This window comes from Candidatus Paceibacterota bacterium (genome assembly GCA_040905715.1).
Lineage (GTDB): Bacteria > Patescibacteriota > Minisyncoccia > Phycocordibacterales > CSBR16-193 > JBBDHZ01.
This window is the reverse complement of record JBBDRA010000003.1, coordinates 244,033-261,279: the sequence shown is the minus strand read 5'-3', so window position 1 is coordinate 261,279 and position 17,247 is coordinate 244,033. Positions and strand designations below refer to the sequence as shown.

Annotated in this window: 16 protein-coding genes; 1 reads left to right on the top strand and 15 read right to left on the bottom strand. The window is 46.8% G+C overall.

The features are described from left to right. Positions 1-18: 18 nt before the first annotated feature. From typA to WD312_02340, 14 genes are all read right to left on the bottom strand, one after another. Positions 19-1,824: a translational GTPase TypA gene (gene typA / locus WD312_02405; GenBank protein MEX2563938.1), complete on the bottom strand. Its 1,806-nt coding sequence runs from the start codon at positions 1,822-1,824 to the stop codon at positions 19-21. A 133-nt stretch (positions 1,825-1,957) separates the two neighbouring features. Continuing rightward, a complete protein-coding gene (locus tag WD312_02400) occupies positions 1,958-2,920 on the bottom strand; it encodes a lysyl oxidase family protein (protein ID MEX2563937.1) in 963 nt (320 codons plus the stop codon). Between the two features lie 62 nt (positions 2,921-2,982). Then, positions 2,983-3,231 carry a GIY-YIG nuclease family protein gene (locus WD312_02395; protein MEX2563936.1) on the bottom strand — a complete coding sequence of 83 codons (249 nt, stop codon included), beginning with the start codon at positions 3,229-3,231 and terminating at the stop codon, positions 2,983-2,985. Positions 3,232-3,264: 33 nt separating this feature from the next. Continuing rightward, positions 3,265-3,774 (bottom strand): NUDIX hydrolase, encoded by a 510-nt coding sequence (locus WD312_02390; GenBank protein ID MEX2563935.1) that lies wholly within the window; start codon positions 3,772-3,774, stop codon positions 3,265-3,267. Between the two features lie 96 nt (positions 3,775-3,870). Continuing rightward, positions 3,871-4,284 carry a VOC family protein gene (locus tag WD312_02385; protein ID MEX2563934.1) on the bottom strand — a complete coding sequence of 138 codons (414 nt, stop codon included), beginning with the start codon at positions 4,282-4,284 and terminating at the stop codon, positions 3,871-3,873. A gap of 5 nt (positions 4,285-4,289) precedes the next feature. Continuing rightward, entirely contained in the window at positions 4,290-4,745 is a 456-nt protein-coding gene (locus tag WD312_02380; GenBank protein ID MEX2563933.1) for an SRPBCC domain-containing protein, read from the bottom strand. 275 nt (positions 4,746-5,020) lie between these two features. Further along, positions 5,021-5,335, bottom strand: a complete 315-nt coding sequence (locus WD312_02375) for a heavy metal-binding domain-containing protein (GenBank protein MEX2563932.1) — start codon at positions 5,333-5,335, stop codon at positions 5,021-5,023. Positions 5,336-5,382: 47 nt separating this feature from the next. Continuing rightward, entirely contained in the window at positions 5,383-6,312 is a 930-nt protein-coding gene (locus WD312_02370) for a DUF368 domain-containing protein (protein MEX2563931.1), read from the bottom strand. A gap of 302 nt (positions 6,313-6,614) precedes the next feature. After that, positions 6,615-7,616, bottom strand: a complete 1,002-nt coding sequence (locus WD312_02365) for a magnesium transporter (protein MEX2563930.1) — start codon at positions 7,614-7,616, stop codon at positions 6,615-6,617. 76 nt (positions 7,617-7,692) lie between these two features. Further along, positions 7,693-8,817, bottom strand: coding sequence for a YibE/F family protein (locus tag WD312_02360; GenBank protein ID MEX2563929.1), 1,125 nt, complete (start codon positions 8,815-8,817; stop codon positions 7,693-7,695). A 49-nt stretch (positions 8,818-8,866) separates the two neighbouring features. Then, positions 8,867-10,357 carry an ATP-binding cassette domain-containing protein gene (locus tag WD312_02355; protein MEX2563928.1) on the bottom strand — a complete coding sequence of 497 codons (1,491 nt, stop codon included), beginning with the start codon at positions 10,355-10,357 and terminating at the stop codon, positions 8,867-8,869. Positions 10,358-10,445: 88 nt separating this feature from the next. Next, positions 10,446-10,679 (bottom strand): hypothetical protein, encoded by a 234-nt coding sequence (locus WD312_02350; GenBank protein MEX2563927.1) that lies wholly within the window; start codon positions 10,677-10,679, stop codon positions 10,446-10,448. 179 nt (positions 10,680-10,858) lie between these two features. Further along, positions 10,859-15,130 carry an Ig-like domain-containing protein gene (locus WD312_02345; protein MEX2563926.1) on the bottom strand — a complete coding sequence of 1,424 codons (4,272 nt, stop codon included), beginning with the start codon at positions 15,128-15,130 and terminating at the stop codon, positions 10,859-10,861. Between the two features lie 206 nt (positions 15,131-15,336). Next, complete coding sequence (locus WD312_02340) at positions 15,337-16,086, bottom strand: hypothetical protein (protein ID MEX2563925.1); 750 nt, start codon at positions 16,084-16,086, stop codon at positions 15,337-15,339. A gap of 150 nt (positions 16,087-16,236) precedes the next feature. Between WD312_02340 and WD312_02335 the strand changes: the two genes are divergently transcribed. Then, positions 16,237-16,488, top strand: a complete 252-nt coding sequence (locus WD312_02335; protein ID MEX2563924.1) for a hypothetical protein — start codon at positions 16,237-16,239, stop codon at positions 16,486-16,488. Positions 16,489-16,667: 179 nt separating this feature from the next. On the opposite strand, the gene WD312_02330 is transcribed toward WD312_02335, so the two are convergent. After that, positions 16,668-17,135, bottom strand: coding sequence for a TspO/MBR family protein (locus WD312_02330; protein ID MEX2563923.1), 468 nt, complete (start codon positions 17,133-17,135; stop codon positions 16,668-16,670). Between the last annotated feature and the right edge of the window lie 112 nt (positions 17,136-17,247).

Here is a 17,247-nt window from a genome sequence, read left to right as displayed (position 1 = left end):
GCCGCTTTTTTGTATTAGTTATTCCCCTGCTTTAACCGTTTGCCGACCATGCTTCTTGCGATCATTTTCGGTCAGGTATCGCTTACGCAGCCGGATCGCTTCCGGTGTTACCTCTAGATACTCATCATCAAGCATCGCTCCAAGTGCCTGCTCAAGAGTAAGCTTAAGCGGTGGAGCCAACTGAACCGTACCGTCTGAACCGGAGGCACGCATGTTTGTAAGCTGCTTTCCTTTAGTTGGATTCACGACCATGTCCTCACCCTTTGTGGTGTAGCCGATCACCATTCCTTCGTACACCTCTGTTCCCGGGTCTATATACAGTACGCCGCGCTCCTGAAGTGTTGCCAGAGCAAACGCAAGCGCTTTGCCGTTGGCCATCGATACCATTGAGCCATACTCGGTCTTGTTGATCACTCCGGCATACGGCTGAAATGAATGAAACACACTGGTCATTATCCCTTCACCTTTGGTATCTACCACAAACTCGCCTCGATATCCCAGAAGACCGCGTGTTGGCACATGAAACGTTATTCTGCTCTGCGTTCCCTCTTGCTTCATGTCCATCATTGATCCGCGTCGGTTAGAAAGTTTTTCGATAACCGTTCCGGACATACCCTCCGGTACAAGAATCGTAACCTCTTCAAACGGTTCGCTCTTTACCCCATCGACATCTTTAACAATAACCTCAGGTTGAGACACAGAAAGCTCAAACCCTTCGCGTCGCATATTCTCGATAAGTACCGCAAGATGAAGCTCGCCTCGACCGTAGACCTTGAACGCATTGTCATTAGAGAAATCAACCCGTAAGCCTACGTTTACCTCAAGCTCCTTCTCAAGCCTATCTCGTATCTGGCGTGACGTGAGATACTTACCAACCTTTCCACCAAACGGTGAGTCGTTCACAAGCATATTGAACGACAGCGTCGGCTCATCCACCTCAATAGCCGGCAACGGCTCTCCTTCTTCTGAGTCAAGAAGGGTCTGGCCGATAAAAATGTCCGGAATACCGGCGATCATCACAATGTCTCCGGTCACCGCTTCATCTACCTCCATTTTTTCAATACCCTCGAAGGTAAAGAGTTTGCTCACCTTGCCACTAAAGGTTTCTTTTCCTTCTGTTTTCACGAACACACTCTGATTCTTCTTTACTGTGCCGGCATACACGCGGCAAATACCCATACGCCCAAGAAAGTTATCATACGCAAGGTTAAACACCTGAGCCTTTAGAGGCTCTGCCTTTCTCTCGTCGCTGTAAGCAGGCTCTACTTTCTCGAGGATAAGGTCTAGGATCGGAGAGAGATCTTTTGCCTCCTCCTCCATGGTTCGTTTGGCCACACCCTCCACACCTATCGCATACACCGTCTCAAAATCAAGCTGCTCGTCGGTTGCGCCAAGGTCAAAGAAAAGCTCGTACACTGCTTCATGTGCTTTCTCAACATCAGCTCCCGGTTTATCTATTTTATTTAAAACAAGAATCGGCTTGAGCCCTAACTCAAGCGACTTTTTCAAAACGAATTTGGTCTGCGGCATCGGACCTTCGGCTGCATCCACAACCAACAGTACTGAATCCACCGAACGCAGTACACGCTCAACCTCAGAGCCAAAGTCAGCGTGACCCGGTGTATCCAGAATATTGATCTTCGTATCTTTATAGTACGCCGAGGTGTTCTTGGCGTAGATAGTGATTCCTCGCTCCTTTTCGAGATCATTAGAGTCCATAGAGACTCCCTGCTTACCGGTTCCGGTCTGCTTGATGATCTCATCAGTCAGAGTGGTCTTGCCGTGGTCTACGTGGGCAATAATAGCTATATTTCGAATTTCCATACTAATGTTTAAACTTCTTGTCTAATCTCTACGTACTATCTGTGTAAAAAAGAAAACCCCGCGTACGGAGGGGCTCCAGTAGGATTACTACTATAGCTTAGTTTATTCTTATTGGCAAATCCTGCCTGATGCACTATTCCCTTTCTGTATTTCTATGCTTCTTTGCGGTTTCCCATTGATTTATATACTCAATATCTGACGCACCGCTCTCAAAATCCTGCTCCGGATACAAGTGCTCAACCTCCGGTGGATCTGACGGTTCAAGCTCAAGCACATCTACTGTCTGTGACTCAGGGTCAAGTTCTATCAAAGCCCAGCTTACATTGTTCTCGTGATTCGACTCTCGGAATCTCCGTTCGGGATTTCCCTCAAATACCAAACGGTATTCTCCGGCCGGCAGATCGGTCACGTCAATATCCTGATCCGGATAATCAAAAAAGTAGGTGTCGCCCCACCCCACTGAAACGCCTTGTTTCTCCTTGTCACAAACTCGATATATTGCGTCATCGGGCGCACTCTCTACTCCGGCATAGACCCGGCTCACATCACGTACGCAGAAAGTAGCTTTATTTTTCGCAGAGATATCATCAGCAGCAACACCATGTTCATCTGTTGTTTTTGAAGTCGGCTCAAGACGAAAGTCCACAAAGTCAGAGAAGTGATAATGGCCATGCTCACCATGCCACACGAACGTACCCACCTGTACCTGGCGTATTTCATCCTCGTTATTATAAATGTTCTGAAATACACTGCGCTCAACATCCCCTTCTTCATCAGCTGTATCCGGGTCGGCCACCAGCTCAAGCGGACCCTCTCCCTGGTTGTAATAGATCGTACTAAAAACAAGCAGCGTTCGGTCATCCTTCTCGACAACTTTTACGTCTCGCGGCTCAAACACTCTAATGTCCGGCAACAGCTCGTCTTCACTCACTTGTTGTGAGCTACTGGTACCGGCCTCTTGGGTTTTGGCGGTATCTACACTACTTTCGCTCCTTGAAAATTCCACCGTAGAGGTTTCCTGAGACGCAAAAAAGATGATCGCACTCCCTAATGCCACCATAGCTATCGCAACCACACTTCGTTTCCAGTAATACATACAAACTTTTCCTATACCATGATTTTATTCATGCTATCATATCAAGCCGTAAAACGACCACGCTAGCTACTGCTGATCAGAAGTATTTTCTCCTCGCGCGTAAGTTTTTTCAGTTCACACTCACGTTTCCGTGCCTCACTCATGGTTTCGAACCGCTCTGAGTATGCAAGAGTCACCGGACGCCGAATCTTGGTGTAGTGAGCGCCGGCTTTTGCATGGTTATGCTGATGTAACCGCTTCTCCAGATCATTAGTGGATCCGGTATACAACGTCCCGTCAGCGCATTCGAGAATATAAACAGTGTAGTTCATACCGCGACGTAACTATAGATCCTTGCTCTCATACTAGCTTTCATACTTACTCTCATACCTACTTTTACACTGTATTACTCTGTCAAAAATATGATCGCCAATCTCTCCCCAATCAAAATACTTTTTATACTCACCTGGCTCTATCTGCTTTATCTCAGTTATCTCACCGTCGGGGTCAGAGATAAAATCACCATACGGTTCAACAATACAAAACGACCGAGTCTGACGAATAACCCTACCAGGCTCAAAGATGTCCTGGTATCCGATAAACTCCTGATGAAGCACTTTCATATTTGTTTCCTCTTGCACTTCTCGCACTACCGCCTCTTCAAATGATTCGCGTTCTTCGATACCGCCACCGGGCGGTGTCCAGTATCCTTTTGATTCAGCATAGACTATAACAAGTCTGTCATCATAAAAACAATACGCATGAACTCCCTGCAACGATGCGCCCTTGAGATCCTGAACCGGATCAGCTTCTCGATATATCACATCAAATGTTGATCCTGATATGGCTGACGTCATCGTTGATCTGATCTCCATTACCCTGAGTATACCAGACCTCTGTTCAACGCCTCAACGCGTTGAGGCGTTCAAACAACAGCACTTGATCTATTACTTTTCGTATAAGAGAAACACTTACTCCTCAGATATATTAACCATCCAGTGGATCCCAAACTTGTCTTCCAGTGAGCCGAACAGGTCGCCCCAGAACTGTTTTTCGAGTCGCATTTCAACCGTACCTCCCATTGAAAGCTTTAAAAAATACTCAGTTAAGAGTTCTTTATCAGAACCAACAATACTTAAAGCGACATTATTCCCCACCATCAGTGTCGGACTGTGTTTCGGATCTATATCGCTTGCCATTATAGCAATGACGTCACTTGTTAGCGAAGCATGAATGATCCTATCTTTCTGCGGTGAAGACTGTGCCATACCGGCTTCACCGTACGTTTGCATTTCAAGGTCTCCTCCAAATACCGACTGATAGAATTTCATAGCGTCAGCAGTAGCATCGTCAAACATGATGTACGGATTAAGTGTTGTTTTCATAGTATTTATTTTTCAGATAACTCCTTAAGCTTCTTGAGCGCCCTTAGCCACGCTTGCTCGAGAACCTTTTGTTCCTTTTCTTCACAATCCATTTCAACAACAACCTCAGTAATCCCACCACCAAGATCCCTCAAGGTATAGCACTCAAGTGCACCGGCCAACCCTTGTGTCGCCTCACTCGACAGATCTTCTTTACCATCTACCACAACACCGAGATGTTCCAGCGCTAGAAATTCACACGGTCTGCTCTCTTTGACCTTACTCACCATACCCGAACTCACATCGCCTGTTTTGTCCGGAGCTAGAAAAAGTATTTTGCTTCCCTCGCTCCAGTCACCGACGTAGTGCGACCCTTCTCTAAACTCGCTCGTCCATTCACGATACGTGAGATCATCCAGCATAGTTTCCCATACCTTCTCTTTTGATGCATTGATACTGATCGAGGGAACGAGGGTAAGCATATTACTATAGAGAACTACTAGCTTATAAACACAAACATACACGGAACGACGCACTATCTAGACCAGTTCTCACAGGCCCTCAAACGCAGCTTTAACGAGGTATGCTCCAAATAGCAAAGACGCCAGGAGCACGGCCATCGCAAAAAATGAATAAAACTTTTCCATATCCAAAACATGCGCACCTTTAACAGGACGCCGAGGTACGCATAGTTATATATTATGACACCGGCCGAACCGTATTGTTACACCTCATAAATAAAGGAGGATCTTCTGGCCTACTTTAATGTGACAGCGGTTCCGTATACCATTATTTCCGCCGCGCCGTCCATGACCTGTGATGTTGTAAAGCGGGTCGCTACTATCGCGTCTGCACCGAGTACTCTTGCCTCATCGAGCATCCGCTCAACAGCCTTCTCTCGAGAATCGGTCATAACCTTAACGTACCCTTTGATCTCACCGCCGACCAGACTTTTAAGTGAGGCACCGATATCACTACCAAGATGTCGTGCTCGAATTGTGTTCCCTCGAACCAATCCCAAAATTTCCGAGATCTCTTTGCCGGGAAGGGACTCGGTAGAAGTAATTATAATATCGCTGTGTTGTTGTGTTTGCATATATATCAGTATATCAAAACCTCTTACTTCTTCCCCACTTCTAGCCTATCAACCACCAAAATAATAGTTGCACCGATAAGTGCGAGCGCGATAGAAATACCAACACTCAGATCAAATACTTCCGGCAGAACATTCACCTCGACACCGATCGGCGTCGTCTCCTTCCATGGCCAGACCGTGCGAATCGAACCGATAATAAATCCGGTCAGCAAAGCAATAGTTATATCGTGATGCGTCCGCAAAAAGTAGCTGATCACGCGCGAAAAAAGGGCTAGTCCCGTAAGTATTCCCAAGAGGAAAATACCCAGCGTCATAACATCACGTTCGACGACCGCAGCAAGTATCTGCTGATATTTTCCAAGTATTATTAAAATAAATGAACCGGAAATACCGGGCAGGATCATTGCGGTAATAGCGATCGCTCCGCTCAAAAACAACAACAATGCTGTAGCAGGTGTCTCCACCGGGATAAGGCCGGTGATCATATACGACGCAACCGCGCCGATTAGTGCGCTTATAAGCACGCCCGTTGAACGGATCTGAACACGCCGGAAAACAACAAAGACCGAGGCAGCGATCAGACCGAAGAAAAAAGACCAGACAAATTCAGCATACGAATCAAAAAGCCGAGACAAGATATTTGCCATAGAAAATACAGCAAATAAAAGCCCTGCGAGAAGCGGCACTAAGAAACCGAACGGGATCACCCGGACCGCCTCTCTCGATTTACCTTTTAAAAAGAGACTCACCGCTGTGTTTGTAGTGACCTTGATAGACGCAACAAGCTCATCATACACATTAGCGATAAGCGCGATCGTGCCGCCGGAAATACCCGGTATTAGATCCGCGACGCCCATAGCAAAACCGATAAAAAACAAGCGCACGCGCTCGCCTACTGACCCGGGTGTGTAGTGATTCTTTTCTTTATGTTCTGACAGAGGCTGTTGTTCCATACGCACTTTGTTTACGAGACACTATGTTATATAGAGTCTTGATCCGCTAAACTCATTACAGCACACCGGTGCATAGAATTCCTATACCTCAATTCTCGAGAACTGATATGCCCCCACCGACAACGTCACAACGATCGCGCCCACGAGAACCAGCGCGCTCATAAACGGCGAGAAGTATGCGGAACCGCTCAATCGGAAATAGTGGTCCTAAAAGGAAGAAAAGCGACTAGATCCAGAATACCACACTAAAACACCATTACCCTACACCATTATCACCCCACACAAGGAACGATCCTATGCCCTCACCCGAGAACCGGAAGAAACAAAGCCGCGATCGTAAAATAGATCAGTATAGTAACAAGGTCGATGATGATCGTGGCGAACGGACCGCTCCCAACAGCAGGATCTTTTTTCAATGAAACCAAAAGAAAGGTCATGCCGAGCGCAACCAAAACAGCCACAATGACCGCGAGGAACAAGGCGACGCCGAGCACCAGGCCAAGCATCGGATCACCGAACCATCCCAGAGTGACCAGGAAGAGTAGCACGCCCATAATAAAAGCGAGCGAGGTACCCAGACCGAGCTCACGTACAATGTACCGCCTCCGGGAAAACGCATCGTCCAAAGCCATCGCTCTAATGAGTATGGTAAGCGTTTGATTGGCGACCGCGTCGCTCATGTACACAACAAGCGGCAGGAAAAATGCTAAGACGATATAATTCTCCAGAACCGCTTCAAACCGTTCAACGAGCAGCGCTGCCACCAAGCCTCCGGCCAACCCGATCAAAAGCCACGGCAGCCGCGCCCTCAGCAACACCAAGAGACGCTCACTTATGATCGCGCTTGCCGAGTAGCCTTGTTCAACTCCTCCCATATAGAGCAAGTCCTCGCTGTGCTCTTCCGATAGGATCCCAAAAATAGCGTCAGCTGTTACGACACCGAGAAAGACCCCGTCTTTATCTATAACAGGCATGGCTCGGATGCCGTTCTTAAGTGCTTTCGTGGCGACGACTTCTTGGTCTGTATGCGGATGAACCCAAAGAAGCGAATCTGACATAACCTCATGCGCTTGTACATTTGCCGGCCGGGTAAAGAGATCTCTCATAGAGAAAACACCGAGAAGTTTGTCCTCCTCATCGAGAACATAGACATACTGGAGCATCTTAAGCGAATCTACCTCACTATGAAGTCGTTTTTCGACCTGGCCGAGCGTTTCATCGCCTCGCGCAGTTATAACAGACCGCGTTGCCTTCCTGCCCGCAGATTTTTTAGGATAGTGTTTTTTAGAATAGTGCTGAGTCATTAATAAATAGTACCACTAATTAAGCAGCACAACCGCACTACACATGTGTACTGCTATTCACATACAGATATCTACTCTAGTGATGGTGATCGTGAGCAGTTTCTTCATCACCCGTTAACCAGATAGTAGCGAAAAGAGTTGTTATCGGTACGGTGAGTATTAACCCGATACTGCCCACCAGGGTACGGACGATCTCTGTAGCAAACAGCTCACTGCTGACAAGAACGCCGAACGATACGTTTGCGCCAACGATCAATAAAAGAAGCGGAAGCGCTACACCCACATACGCCAGCACCAGCGTGTTCACGAGCGAAGCGGCGTGCTCGCGCCCAACACGCATTGCTCGCATAAATATTTCAAACGACGAAAGATCCGTCTTTGCCCGTTTGAATTCGTTGACCATTGAAACTTGAATAATGGCAATATCATCAAGCGCACCCAGCATACCGATAATTATCCCTCCTAAAAGCAATCCACGAAAGTTCGTGATCGAATCACTTGTCACGCTAAGATACGACGAAGCCTCACTGGCAAAGCCGGTCAACGTGATCCATTCAACCGCACCGTGCGCGAGTAATCCACTGAAGGTAATGGCAATAAGCGTGCCGAATAACGCGACCGATGACTGCCGGCTTACACCGTGAGTTATATATATGGCCAACGTCAAGATCGCTACTCCAATTGCAATACTGACCAGAACCGGAGAGTATCCATGTGTCAGCAGTGGTAGCAAAACGTATAGTATTGCGAAAAAACTTATTGCCAGACTCACCAGCGACCGCATTCCCTGCCATCCACCGATCGCCACAACAGTAGCCGCAAAAACAAGGCCGAGGATAAGCAACGGCGTGCGACGATCAAGTTCATAGAGCGAATACTGTACTCCTTCATCCGTCTCGAGCACTGAAAGAAAAACCTTCTGCCCCGGCTCCAGCACAGCAAGATCTTGTTCGAGCTCAACGAGTCTCCCTTCAGCCTCTCCCTCGGTAACTCGAAATTCGACCGTCTGAAGAGTCACCGTCCGATCGAGGCCCGGTAGCTCCTGCTCCCGGGTTTCAAAAATACGCGTCACTGTTGCCGATACGATCTCAAGATCCTCTTCTTGCTCCGACTGAGCCTGAACAACACCGGCAAAAGACAGCGAGATCACCCCGGCTAACAGACAACCGACAAAAACGAAACGTATCTGCTGAAAGTTCATAAAGCGGTGCATTATAATAAGTATATCACGCAGCCTTTTATTTATTTCTCTATCTGTTTTTTCTGCGTAGTTTCTCCAGATCGACAACCTGGTCGATACGGATCTGCTCCATAAATTCCGGAACGTGGCTCACAATGATCATTGCGCCGTTATACTCATCGAGTGCTTTCGCGATTACCGGCACATGACGGAAGTTAATGTGGTTGGTCGGCTCATCGAGAATAAGCAATCCCGGCCGAAGAAGCACAAGTCGAGCGAACGCAACCAGGCCTTTCTGCCCCTCCGAGAGGTGTCCTATTTTTGTATTAATAAGATCACGCGTTATCAAAAAACCGGCCGCAACTGAACGCATCTCTTCTTCGTGTTTGCGATCCATCACTTCCAAAAGTGTCTCATACGGTGTCTTTTCAAAATCAAGCGTTGAGAAATCCTGGCAATAGTACCCGACCTTCACACCCGAAGAAAGAACGTGTGAGGGTTCTTTTTGCTCTTCACTCTTTAGCGGTGAATGAGTGAGCGACTCAAGCAGTGTTGTCTTGCCAATACCGTTGGGTCCGATCAGCTGCACATGGTCACGCCGCCGCACCAGCAAGTCCACTTTTTTATCTTTGGATACGTGGTCTTTTATAACTTTGACCGACGATATTTTGAGGATCTCCGGAGGTGTATCCTCCTGAGCGGGGATCGTAAACGACCGAATAACTTTGTCTTCTCGTCGTACGTCGACAGCGTCTTCCTCCATTTCCTCGGCCACGGCACGCATTCGCTTGGCAACGAGTCTCATGCCCCCACCTTTATTAGCAAAAACATTTGCCTGGTCTTTCTTCTCCTGAGCTTTCTTGGCAAGCTGAGCGTTCTTTCTGTTTTCTTTCTCTATACGAACAGATATTTCCTCAACCACATCGAAGTAGTCGCCGACATACTGCTCAACGTTATGTGTGTGAACATCAAGATAGAGCACGCCGTGAGTAAAGGCGTTAAGAAAGTCTGCGTCATGCGAGATAACCAAGCAGGTCTTCTGGTAGCCGACCAGAAAGTCAGTCAGGTGCGCAATGCCTTCTTTATCGAGGTTGTTGGTCGGCTCGTCGAGAAGAAGAATGTCCGGATCCTGGATCAAAGCAGAAGCAAGAAGGAGACGTGCCTGCTGTCCGCCGGAGAAAGAGCGAATGGTTCGATCGTACGGTGCCTTGAGGTTAACCACCTCAAGAACCTCGTCGATCTTCGGATCAATGGCGTATATTTTTTCTGAGAAGCAGTTCTGAAAGAAATCACGAACCGTTAGGTCGAGTTCCTCACGTGGAATAACCTGGCGAGCCGTGGCAATTGAGGGTTTACCGTGAAAATTAATAGACCCCTCCTCCGGCTCGTATTTTTGAGTGATCAAGCCAAAGATAGTGCTCTTGCCTGCGCCGTTCTGACCCATCAATGTCAGCTTGGAACCGCGGCGTACTACAAAATTCACCTCATCGAGGATCGGATTGTTCGGTCCGTGTTCAAAAGAAACTTCCTTAAAACTGAGTATTCCGTCATTACGAGACATCACCACACGGTACAGGAAATTTAAAATATGTAAAACAAAACACCACATATACGTGGAGTTTTGTAAGGAAATTAATTGTCTGTACTTGTTAATTAATGATTCCCGGCAACCTTTTCTTGAGAATACGCACTACTTTGTCGCCGTTGGGAGTATCTCGAAGTACTTTTTCTAGTTTTTCCCATTGCTTGGCTGACATGCCTCGCTCTTTTTCCTCAGGTGCGTTATCGATAGTGTCGAAGTCCTTCTCGAGCGCCTGCGCCGGCACTGCAAAGACGGAGAACACGAACACTGCCAAAAAACCGGATACAAGTATATTTTTCATAGATATACATTTTATACGTATAAGTACTACGTTCAAATTACAACCACTTACACTGATTGTCAATCAATACTATCGCCAAGAAGGTACCTTCAAAAACAAAACCACCTACAACGTAAGTGGTTTTGTTTTTCTACATTTACTGCCTTTATTCTTACTACCGGATTTCTTTCTAGCAACGGTTAGTTGTTAACTATTATAGCAGTTAGAGCAGACACGATATCACTGATCTTCTTGCTTGTTTCCTCTCGGTCTTCCTCTGACATTTGGTCAAGTGAACCAAGCAGAACATAGAGTGATTCAATGATCGCATTGAGTTTCTGAATATCCTCAACAGAGAGACCCTGGTCGCCGGTGGTTTGGATACCAAGCACTTGTCCTTCGCCATTGTTCTGACCACCCACAGACTGTGGATTATACCCACCGGTTATTTGAAATGAATTATCGGTTTGCAACAAGGCTTCCGGCTCGCCATTATCGATCACGCTTGTTCCGTAGATCGCTGACTGACCGTTTCCAACCTGATCCTTTGTGAAAAGGCGTAGATTGTACTCGCCGTTCTCGAGTTCATTTGTATCGAATTCGATCTGGATAATGCCTGCAACCTCATCTCCACTGTAAGTAATGTTTACATCTTCGTCGTCCATCTCATCAACCCGAACAGCTTCGGTCTCGACATTGTAGAAGAAGTTCCCGACAACAACACCTTCAGAATTTCGCATTACCACCTGCTGCTGGCCAAGTCCGGCCGAACCGTTCTCTTCGATCACAACTTCTATTGTATCTATCCCGCTTTGAGGATTTTCGTGAATAAACGATCCGGACGGTGCGGTACTGTCTACTGTGAAGTTTTCTGTCCAGCCAGCTGAACCGGTATTTCCATCTCTATCAACTACAGATACGTGTGCTGCATAGTCACCGTCTGGAAGGCCAAGTTCATTTGCATTATATTCTCGTGACCAGTCTGCGCTCTCTCCTTCACCAATAAGATGAATAGTAGTACCACCATATCGATTATTGTCCTGACGATTTACAAGCTGCACATATACTCGATTAAGTCCCACGTCTGAATCAGCATTTGCTTTTCCGCTTACCGTAAATACAGCCCCCACAATTCCGGTCGGCGCTACAATAGTGGTCGTCGGATCTTCTGTGTTATCTACCTCAACGTCAACGTAGTGGTACTTCCAGTTACCTGCTTCGTCAAAAGCCTGAACCTTGAGCCTGTAAAAACCAGTTTCAAGTTCATCTACCGGGAACTCAAAGGTTTTCTCTGAATTGTCGTACACGGCGACTCCGTTTTCGATCGATCCGGCATAGCTTCCTCCGATCTCATCGATCTGTGTCACTGTATACTTTACGTGATCAATTCCGGTCTCATCGTCACTAGCCTCTCCTTCGACCACAATATCTGACGGGATGACCGATCCATTCTCTGGACTGGTGATAATCGCCTTTGGCTTATCAATATCAATTTCGAAACTCTGTATTTCCGTATTACTTAGGTTATCAGCTCGATCACGAACGTTTGTTTTAAAGCCGTATGATCCGTTTCCAAGATCATCAACGTCTATAGCACAGCTTGCTGTGTACTCTTCCTCACCGCCCACGCCCTCGTTCAAACACGAAGCGTAGTGGCTTCCATCCTTGGTGAGATTAATAACAAGTTGTTTTAGACCTGAGTCTTCATCACTTCCCTTGATCTCGATCTCGAAATCAGAGTTGGTTACGAGACCATCTTCAGGAGCAAGAACTTCAACAACCGGCTTACTACCGTCAATTACAAACTTCTCTGTCGGCTGGTTTAGACTGATAGAGTTGCCTGCTTCGTCGTGAACACGATGTCCGATCTCGTAATTTCCATTACCCCAGTCTTTCGCTGGACCGCAATCTTTAACAACTTCATTAATAGTGTCGCTTGAACCGCTAAGAGCAACATTGGTGGAAGCGTTTTCATTCCAGTTGCCACAGTAAAGGCTTCGGTTTTTGAATTCCTCATCAACCTCCCAAACCACGTATGAGGTTCGGTCAAGCTCCATGTTGTCACTAAAGGTTCCTTCAAATGAAAAGTCCTCTATTGATTTCAAGTAGCGCACATTATCAATTACATCCCCGCCGTTATACTCGATCTCTCCTTCTGGGTCAGTATTATCCACATGGAAGTGCCGATCCTCAGTTTCGTGATGCTCTGCCGTATTCCCCGCCTCATCTCGCGCAAAAATACGTACGTGGTATTCGCCGTTCTCCTCCACGGTCGAGTCCCAGTTATGAGTGACTGTGTTCTCACTTCCCGGATTATTGATCGGTGTCCAGTCTCCAAAGTAAACTCTGTCATTTACCCCGCCTTCTTTGTAGTGAACAATGACGCGGTAATCAGCAAGTTTATAATTATCTGTAAGTTCAGCCTTAAATTCTACATCTCCACTTACATACTCATCCACTTCCGGTGAGACCACTAACACCTCCGGATGAGTCTTGTCGAACGTGAAATCATCACTTATACCGTGGTGATAGTTTCCTTCTTCATCTGTCGCCCGCACCCAATAAAAGTGACCGTCATCATCTTCGTTCATCGGATTGTGCGTATTGATGTACTTACCGTCAGTTGGCACCTGGTACTCAAAACGATACGTATCACCCTCAACAGCGCTATCTACAGACGTAAGTGCAACGTACTGCTTGTCTTGAGACTGAACACGGAACTCTACATCCTCAATTCCTGATCCGTCGTCAGTTGCGTCTACTTCAATTCGCACGTTATCGCCCGGCTTAACAACGGACGACTCTTCATAATTTCCGTTCCGCTCAACATACATTGTAAGGTCAGACATCTCCGGCACGGTCTCATCTCCACTGTTATACGTAACATTGTAGGCGTACGCGCTACTCTCTTCGTTTCCGGACGTATCAACTGCCGAAACTTTTATGTCATACGTTCCGCCTTCTTCCGGTTCAATAGTAGTCTCCCAGACGAATGGGCTATCATTATCATCATTGTAGATCGTTTTGATCGGATCGCCATAGCCGTCTCCATATACATCACCATCACCAGCTTCTTTGATATAGATGTTTACGTGGCTTACACCTTCGTTATCAGTCGACGTTCCGGCAACGGTAATAGGGCCGTTCCATGTACTATTGTCTCCCGGCTTGCCGTCTGCAAGTTCTTCTGTCTCAGGGTCTTCTGTGTCTTCATCTCCTGATGAGGATCCTCCACCACCATTAGTATTCTCAATAACCAGCTTCCATGCCTCGCTCCAGTCGCTCGTATTTCCCTCATCATCAACTGCGCGCACCTGCCACCAGAAGACGCTGTCCGGTTGTCCGGCGTCAACGGTTTTTTCAGTATCAGTATAGGTGTCTTCGTACTTTAGATCACACGATTCTTCTTCCGGATCGTTATTACAGCTTCGGTATTCGTACTCAACCGCATCATCTACTTCACTCCAAGTTTGTGTAAATTCAACATTTTGCATTACCGAACCGTCTTCAGGCTGTATCAACTGTGGCACTGAGAGTGTCTCGTCTTCGTTGCTGTCAGAGTCTTTCTGAACTTCAAAAGACACCCAATCAAAGTCCCAGTCCCGCTCACCTCCGAGCGCTAGACGGACCTCCACTTTCTCATCAGCTTCGAACGTTTCAGTTTCGGTCACCTCGTCTTCCTCATCTCGGCCGTCAACGGAAACAGTCGGGTAGATAACGTCGCCGATAACAACCGGGTGATCATCTCCGGAGACTTCTTCACCATCAATTCGATACTCAAACTCAGCTAGTGAGTTCGTGTTGTTCAAGAACTTGAGCTCAACCTCACCGACACGCGACTCGACCAACTCAACGTACGGAGCGTCCTGTCCTTCGCGTCCGGGAACAGTCTTTTCTTTATTGTCTTCGTTTGTACTTGGAAATTCATATTCACCATCACCGGGAATATCGTTAACTCCAGCCACTTCTCCGTCTCCCGCCTCCTCAACAGTGATCTCTGTCTCTGCCTCCCAGTCTTCCCCGTCTACACTTATCGTTATTGTGTGTGTTCCAGGCGTACTGTCTTTGTAACAAAAAGATTTATTAGAACTGTTTGTAGATATATGACTTGTATAATCAGTTGAGAAGTTGCCCGAACAGTTATCACTTGTTTGATTTGCTCCAGAAAACTCTCCATTCTCTGAACTTGACTCAAAAGTTAGATCCAGCTTTTTATCCGCATCAACCGGATCACCATTGCTATCAATAGACGTCACAACTAAAACATCAGACTCCTCATCAACTCCGATCACTTGATCACCCCCTTCAGTGATCTCGATTCCAGTCACCGAGCCACTTTCTCCACCTTCATCCTCCCCCTGTGCCTGCACCGCCTGCGGGACAAATGACCCCGCCGTTAGTGATGCCACCATGGCAAGCATCGTTATAAATGAAAATGTGGTTCGTAATACTTTATATGTACGCTGTCTCATAATTTACAATTAATAAATGCTAATGACTAAAGTTCACCTGACTGAAGGTACTCTTTTGATGTTGACTATATCATTTTTATGTATAGCCCTCAATCTCACTATATTAATGTAACACCACAAAAGCCCTCGCCTCATGTAGTTACTATAGTGACACAGATAAATAGCCCACACTTACGCGTGGGCTATTTAAAATTATTTTCCTAAGTTTACTCGATCAACTCCAAGCGCTTAACCTCAACACCTGTCTCGGACATTTCTCCCTTAACCATCACCTTTGAAGCTTCTGTAAATTGATCAGGGTTACATACCGACTCTACTCCGCTTTCATCTTCACACATGCTTTCTGCGCCGAAGAAAAGCGGTGCTGTGTGACCTTGTTGATTGTTTTGTTCGAAAACAATATGCCAATACTGAGGATCGAGCGGTGCCGGCACATCCTTAAGCAAGTACCCCTCTCTCTCAAAACTAAACTCTCTCTCCGGTGCAGTTTCTCCTGAAGAACACTCAATGTCATCAATATACCATCCGTTATTTAGTTTCGTGAGGGTAACCACAGCCTGGCCGGGCAATTCTTGTCTCGTCGCCATCACCAGCACCTGGGCACTTTCATCGTCTTCAAATATAGGTCTGGCTGAAATACCGCCGGGTACACCAGTCTGACACAGAACCGGATCCGGTTCGCCTTCCGGACGCTCCTGTGCGGCTGCAAGTTTTGCTCGCAGTTCTTCACTAAGGATAGGGGCTTCTGCTAACCCTTTCTGATATGGATCGGTGTCAGGATCCTTTAATGCTGATACCCACGGATCATAAAAATCTAAAACAACAACCGACGGAATCTCTTCTGAAACCACTTGATTCCCCCCAGAAGACCCTGCCCCGGCAAAAAACAACCATCCGAGAAGGCCAACCGCGAAAACAAGTACTAGAATTGCTATAATGCGTGTTCGATTTTTCATATATAATATTTATTTGAATTATATCCTAGCATACTTTTGATCTGATAAAAACTACCCTGTCTACCGCATGAGACTACCATATGAGACTTCGAGGGCTTTTTGTATATCCACACACAACCGAACCACTGTCTATGCTAGAGTATAAATACAATGAAACGTGCTAAAAAATACATATACATCCTTGCCTTTACGTTTTTAGGCCTACTGATCAGCACCGTGATCCACGTCGGCATCGAGTATCCTATTCTGCTGGTATTTATGGCAGAAGGATCATTCTACGGCCTCTCAATAGAAACATGGCACGTTATTCATCGCATCGGCGCCTTCGCCCTCTGGTTTGCCGGTCTCGCACTCGGTCTCCAACAAGGCTTCTACTGGTGGCGAAAGGTCTACGAGAAGTAGACTCGTTCACCCCCTCCACATCTCTCCCCACCAACACAGAGGTCTGGCCTCTGTGTTGAAATTTTATACTCAGGTAGTTATTTTTTTGAACCTCGATATAGATGAAAAAGAAAGAGTGGCACTATTGAGCTAATTAAAATCGCACCCATCAAAAACAGTTGGTAAAACTGATCCCGGGTTTAATTCAGCATAGCGATCGCCGCGTTCAAGTACGTAGCAAAGCTCACCCACAGAAGATACGGAACGAGCAGACACATTGCCACCGGTGAGACACGATAGAACGCGATCATCGTGAACACAATAAGGATCCACAACACAGCGATATCAATAAGCGCAACGATCGGATTCTGCAGTCCGAAGAAAATAAAAGACCAGATACCGTTCAGTACAAGCTGAGCTGCAAAGAGTCCCAACGCAACCCGTACACCCTTACTCTCAAGCCCTTTTCTCCAGACCAGAAACGCCGCAACACCCATCAACACATACAGAGCGGTCCAGGCAGGTCCGAACACCCAGCTCGGCGGATTCAGCGCCGGCTTTGCAAGCTCGACGTACCAACTGTCGATCGCCGGCATGGTCACCAGCGACCCGAGAAACCCGACCGCAAGCGGCACTACGATCGCGATCATTAGTTTAAGAATGTTCATAGGTATCATTTTAACACGAAAGCATACCCCGCTTACGCAGCAGTTACACCCACATTGTAAATAATGAGGTTCAACCCCATACTTGCCTCACTTAGACCACGGCCAGATCAGC